Below are 5,443 nucleotides of genomic sequence, written 5' to 3'. Positions count from 1 at the left end.
AGCAGGACGCGGTGTTCGCCACCGTCGGCTACCGCCTGACACGGTTCCCGGTGCCACCGACCGGCGACTACCGGATCGCGTCGTGGACCGCGGACGGGGCAGTGTACACGACCTGAGGGTTCTCGATCTGGCGTCGTCCTTGGACTAGGGGTCTGCGCCACGGGATGCGAGCGCGCGTTTCCGCTGAGGAATCCGGAGCCCTTGACTCACGGTTGTTTCGACGACAGCTTCGATGAGTAGTACGTCGAGCGGGCGGGTTCCGGCGGAATGACGGCCGTCACGCTCCGTACCAGCGTTTTCGCGGCGTTCTTCCCGGTTTTCAGGTCCCCATCCCCTGCATTCGCCGCAGGTTCAACGCCAGACACACGAGGTCCCACTCGCCCTGGACTTTGACCAATCCTCGCAGGCTGAAGGAGCGGAAGCCAAGCACGTTCTTCACCCAGCCGAACGGCGATTCGACCAAGTGCTTTCGCCTCCGGTATCGATGCCGCCCATTTTCGGTTCGGAGCTTGCGCTGCATCCGCTTGGTAGCAGTGTCATCGTCCGCCGTCGGCGCGGCGTCGTTCTTCGTCGCGGTCGCAGCGTCGTCGTCCACGGTGGACGCGGACTCGTTCTGCTCCGTCGGCGCCGCGTCGTCGTCCGACTCGGGCACAGACTTGCGCTTGCGTCCGATCGGCACGTAGCCATCGATCTTCGCGCTCTCGAGCGCGCTGAAGTTCTCCTCAGATCGGTAGCCGGCATCCGCCAGCACTTCGCCCACCTTCTCTTCGGTGTTGGCTGCTGCGCGCTCGACCATCGGGATCAACTCCTCGACGTCGGCAGCGCAGTTGGTGACCTTCGTTGCGACAATCAGTCGCGACTCGCCGTCCACCGCGATCTGGGCGTTGAACGACTGCTCGTAGCCCTTCGAAGTCTTCATGATCCGGCTCTCCGGATCAGTGAAGTTCTCTTGGTCCTTCGGCTTCGGCTGCCCCTTCGGATACTTGCGCGCGTTTGGCCGTTCCTTCGGTGGCTCCCGCCCCTCCGCCTTTGCCTTCTGTTCGCGTTTCGCGTCGGCTTGCCGCGCTTCCTCGGCCTTGCGGCGTTCAAGTCGCTCCTTGGCTTCCTGGATCTTCTTCAGCCGCGTTTCGCGTCGTGCGAGTTCTTCGGGGAGTTCGTCGCCACGAAAGTCCGGCCCGAACTCCACGTCTTCCGCCTCGTCCGTGTCGTCGGCCATCTTCGTGATCGCCTGGATCTCACGCTTCAGCCGCTCCTCTTCCTTGTTCATCCGTTCGTAGCTCATCGCCTTGTGCTTGCTGGCGTTGGCCTTGACCTTGCTTCCGTCGATCGCGAGCGTGCCGAGCGACGTCAGACCCGATTCTCGGGCGAGATGCACGACCTGCACGAACAGCTTCGAAAACTGGGCGATGTGGAGTTGCCGGAAGCGGCAGATCGTCCGGTGCCCCGGCATCTGATTCCCGGCCAGAACACGGTAGGCGACGTTCTCTTCCAGTTGCGTTGCGATCTTGCGCGAGGAAAACGTCCCTGTGCTGTACGCGTAGATCAACACCCGCAGCATCAGCCGAGGGTCGTACGGTAGCTCGCCCTTGCCACTCACCCGATAGCTGTCGAGCAGTCCATCCACATCCAGGGACTCCACTACATCTCGGATGAACCACGCAAGGTGGTTCTCGGGGAGCCAGTCGAGCAGAGAAGGGGGAAGCAGCAGGCCTTGGTTGATGTCCTGCCCTCGTTTGAACCGCGCCATGGCATCTCTACGTACGTCGCGCAGCGAGGGGCTTAATTTTCTCGCTCAGAATCAAACAAAGTTTCCCGGGCTGCCGGGTCATCCCGTGACGCAGACCCCCAATGCCATTAGGCTTCCACGCCGATGGAAAAACGGCGTGTTCGACTGCTTCGCATTGATTGCGTAGCGCGATTCGTTGATGCGTGTACGCCAGACCATCCTCGGCCACTTGAGGGCTAAAGAGTATTGGTAAAAGCGTGCGTAATGACCGCGCTTAAACACTTCGGATAGTGGGTCGAGAAACGTGGGTGCGCTACAATCAGTACAGATTGACAAATAACACTGACTGCAACGCATCCCACGTCAGATTCCGAGGGGGAATCCATATCAATGGCACAGAAATCGCGGCACAATTTCAAGGCCAAAAATCCAATTCGGCCGGTTTTCGAGTTCCTTTCCAACCTTCTCCGTGTTGAAGACATCGACGATGTCCGGGTTGGCTATCGCGACTTCTCCCGCGATGGCCCGCTCAGCCCGGAGCTGCTGGTCACCATCCTGCTGTTCATGGCTGGGGACGGGAATCGCTCCGGCTACGCACACGTGCTCTCGAGGTTCTGGGACCAAGCCGAAGACTTCGGGATCAAGCTCCCGTCGGCGGTCCCCGTGAGCGCCGCGTCCCTGTGCGATGCGAGAGACAAGCTGGCCGCGGAGTTTCTTCGAAGGCTCATCCACGACGTGCACGCAAAAGTGGAGAGCGACTTTCCCGAAACCACTGAGTTCCGCGGCCATCGAGTCTTCGCGGTCGACGGCTGCAAGGTCAATCTCAGGCGAAGCTCCGAGCTGGACCGAGCGTTTGGGAGCCCATCCGGTGGGCACGTACCACAGGTGCTCATGAGCGCCCTTGTCAACGTCTGCAACCGCGTACCGGCAGATGTCGCGATCAGAGGCTACGCCTCTTGCGAGCGCTCGATCCTGCTCGAAGAGCACCTGCAGTTCCTCGAGTCCGGCGACATCCTCGTTCTGGATCGCGGATACCCCTCCTACGAAGTCGTCGGCAGGCTCCTGGACGCCGAGGTGGACTTCCTGATACGAGTGCCGGCAAGCTCCACGTTTCCTGCCATCGACGAGTTCCTGGAGAGCGGCCGGCAAGAGTCGGCAGTCACGCTGGAGTTGCCGCGCACCGGCGATGAGGATCGCCGGCAAGTCCGGTTGCGTGCGGCGAGGCTCGAAACAGAGGATGGACCGACCGTCTTCCTGACTTCTCTACCGCGGGCGCGGTGGTCTTGGAGCACCTTGTGCCAGCTATACAGAATGCGATGGCAGGCCGAGGAGCTCTACAAGACGTTCAAGGCCGACTACTTCGATCAGCGGCAGTTCCATTCGAAGAAGACTGACGGTGTCCAGCAGGAGATCCTCGCTTCGATGCTCTTCCTCGGCATCTCGCGCTACCTCATGGCTGCCGCGGCCGAGGTTCATGATTGCCCACTTCACGAGGTTTCGCAGAAGGCCAGCGTGCTCGGGTTCGCCGACTACCTCCTGCGAATCCTCCGGCAGGACCCGCAAAGCGGACCAGAACTCATCCGCCGATTGCTCGCCAGAATTGCCAGGCATCGCGAAAAACGCAGGCCGCGACGCAGTTTCCCGCGAAGGTCATTCAGGCCGAGTCCGAGGTGGGGCGCCACAGGGCGGCGGGGAGCCTAATGCCATTGCCCCCATGGGGGGCGCAAATCGGACAGAATGTCATGACGTTGCCTCCTCCAGCGAGCCCTTCTTGTTTCGCTTGTGTGCTGCCTTGGCTCGGTAGCTCTCACCGGAGAGTTCGAGGATGGTCGAGTGATGCACGACGCGATCGATCGCGGCGGCGGTGGTCATCGGGTCCTTGAAGATCTTGTCCCACTCGGAGAACACGAGGTTGCTCGTGATCATGACCGAGCGACGCTCGTAGCGCTCAGCGAGGAAGGTGAACAGCACCTCCATTTCCTCGCGGTCCTGCTGCACGTAGCCGATGTCGTCGATGATGACGACGTCGAAGCGATCCAGCCGTTTCAGAGCTCGTTCGAACTCAAAGTCCCGCTTGGCTATCAGCAGTCGTTGCACAATGCGGAAGGCGGGCTGAAACAGCACTTGGTAGCCGCGCTGAATCAGCTCCTGGCCGATCGCGGCGCACACGTGGGTCTTGCCGCGGCCCGGCAATCCAAACGCCAGGACGTTTTCCGCCTTCTCCACGAAGTCGCCTTCGCACAGGCGAGGCAACTGAGTCTGAATCTTGCGGGGTAGCTTCGCCGTTTCGAGCGTCGCCAACGTCTTGTCGAAGGGCAGGTGAGACTGGCGGAAGTTTCGGTCAACGCGGCGGCGCTCACGTCCTTCGATCTCCGTCTCAGCGAGGTACTTCAGGTACTGCTCGAAGGTCCAGCCCTCAGTCTGCGCCTTGGTCGCCATCTCTTGGTACGAAGCCTGAAAACTCGGCAGCTTGAGTCTCTTCAGCAGAACACAGATCGACTCCGTCGAAGCCGTCATGACATCACCTCCACGCAGCCCGTCAGAAGCTCGTCGTAGCTACTGAGATTGACATCGGCGATCGCCACGTCCGGGATGGTCGGCTTGTCCGGCGCGACGAGCGCCTTGACCTCGTCAGCTATCGGCACGGTCCCCTCGGCCATGATCGTCCCGAGTGCGAACTCCACCTCGCACTCCATCGTCTTGGCTGCCAGATGCAGGATCCGGAGGTACTCGATGTCGACCTTTCGCGGTGGCATCACGGCGACCAGAGCGTCGTAGGCCCGACGAAACGTGACCGTCGGAAACAGGTCATCGCGGTACCGATAGCGCTCGAATGCTCCGGCCTTCTTGATCAGCGAGTCGATGATGTGGCGGTAGTTGATGGCGTGTTGCTGCTTGCCTGTAAGCCTCTCGACCGTCATCTGGAGCTTGCCACCGAGGTAGACCTCGAGCCTGGTGTCAAACAGCCGCACACGAAGCTTCTCTCCGATCAACTGCGACGGCACAGAGTAGGCGTTTGACTTGATGTTGATCGTGCTCCAGGGCGAACCCTTCGTGTCGATCTCGCTGTACTCCGGCAACCGGGACGCGGACAGCAGACGCATCGCGGCAAGCTCCTCCTTGAGCTTCACCTGGCGTCCGCGGTTAGCTGCAGCAGCAACCTCGCGCAGCCACTTCTCGTATTCCTCGATGCTGTCGAAGTCCCTGCTGCCGCGCAGCAGAAGCAGTTGATGCACGCGGCGTTTGAACACACCGTTGGCCGATTCGATATCGCCATTCTGCACCGACTCTCCGACCGCGATCGTCCAGGGCTCCATCCCGAAGTGTCTGACCATGCGCTCGTACTCCTCGTTGAAGCCGCGCTTGCCCGTCCGTAGATCGTGGGTGGCCGCGGTCGAGTTGTCGGTCTGATGGCGCTTCGGCACACGCCCAAGCTGGAAGAGCGCCGACTGCACGCCGCGGCGGATCGACGTCATCGATTCGGACTGGCAAACCGAAACCCACTGCCAGTTGGAATAGGGCAACACCGAATGGCAGATCATGTGCGCGAAGGGCTCGCCGGCGATCGTCACCTCGAGCTCGGTGCCCCAGGTGAAGTCGGTCTGCATCGCTTCGCCGGGAACATGCACCTGGCTGAAGAACACTCGCTTGGGAGGCCCCTTCGTGGCCCGCCACTGCTTGAACCGTCTCTGCAGCGTCCGAAGGTGGCTCTCCTGG

4 protein-coding genes are annotated in these 5,443 nt (G+C 61.3%); 1 reads left to right on the top strand and 3 read right to left on the bottom strand.

The window, feature by feature from the left end:
* Positions 1–319 precede the first annotated feature (319 nt).
* Positions 320–1,747 carry an IS1182 family transposase gene (locus IH944_14610; protein ID MCH7905785.1) on the bottom strand — a complete coding sequence of 476 codons (1,428 nt, stop codon included), beginning with the start codon at positions 1,745–1,747 and terminating at the stop codon, positions 320–322.
* A gap of 369 nt (positions 1,748–2,116) precedes the next feature.
* On the opposite strand from IH944_14610, the gene IH944_14605 reads away from it, so the two are divergent.
* Entirely contained in the window at positions 2,117–3,427 is a 1,311-nt protein-coding gene (locus IH944_14605; protein MCH7905784.1) for an IS4 family transposase, read from the top strand.
* 39 nt (positions 3,428–3,466) lie between these two features.
* Here the strand turns inward: IH944_14605 and IH944_14600 are convergent, their stop codons facing one another.
* A complete protein-coding gene (locus IH944_14600; GenBank protein MCH7905783.1) occupies positions 3,467–4,243 on the bottom strand; it encodes an ATP-binding protein in 777 nt (258 codons plus the stop codon).
* Positions 4,240–5,443: transposase family protein (locus IH944_14595; GenBank protein ID MCH7905782.1), on the bottom strand; the 1,204-nt coding region annotated here is incomplete at its 5' end. The genes IH944_14600 and IH944_14595, both read right to left, overlap by 4 nt.

It is taken from the genome of Armatimonadota bacterium (assembly GCA_022563855.1).
Taxonomy (GTDB): Bacteria; Armatimonadota; Fimbriimonadia; order Fimbriimonadales; family Fimbriimonadaceae; genus JADFMN01.
The sequence above is the reverse complement of the archived record's forward strand: the minus strand, read 5'-3'. Positions and strand labels throughout refer to the sequence as shown.

Bases quoted from the DNA above. Each gene is read 5' to 3' on its own strand.
- IH944_14600 (MCH7905783.1), bottom strand. From the start codon at position 4,243: ATGACGGCTTCGACGGAGTCGATCTGTGTTCTGCTGAAGAGACTCAAG.
- IH944_14605 (MCH7905784.1), top strand. From the start codon at position 2,117: ATGGCACAGAAATCGCGGCACAATTTCAAGGCCAAAAATCCAATTCGG.
- IH944_14610 (MCH7905785.1), bottom strand. From the start codon at position 1,747: ATGGCGCGGTTCAAACGAGGGCAGGACATCAACCAAGGCCTGCTGCTT.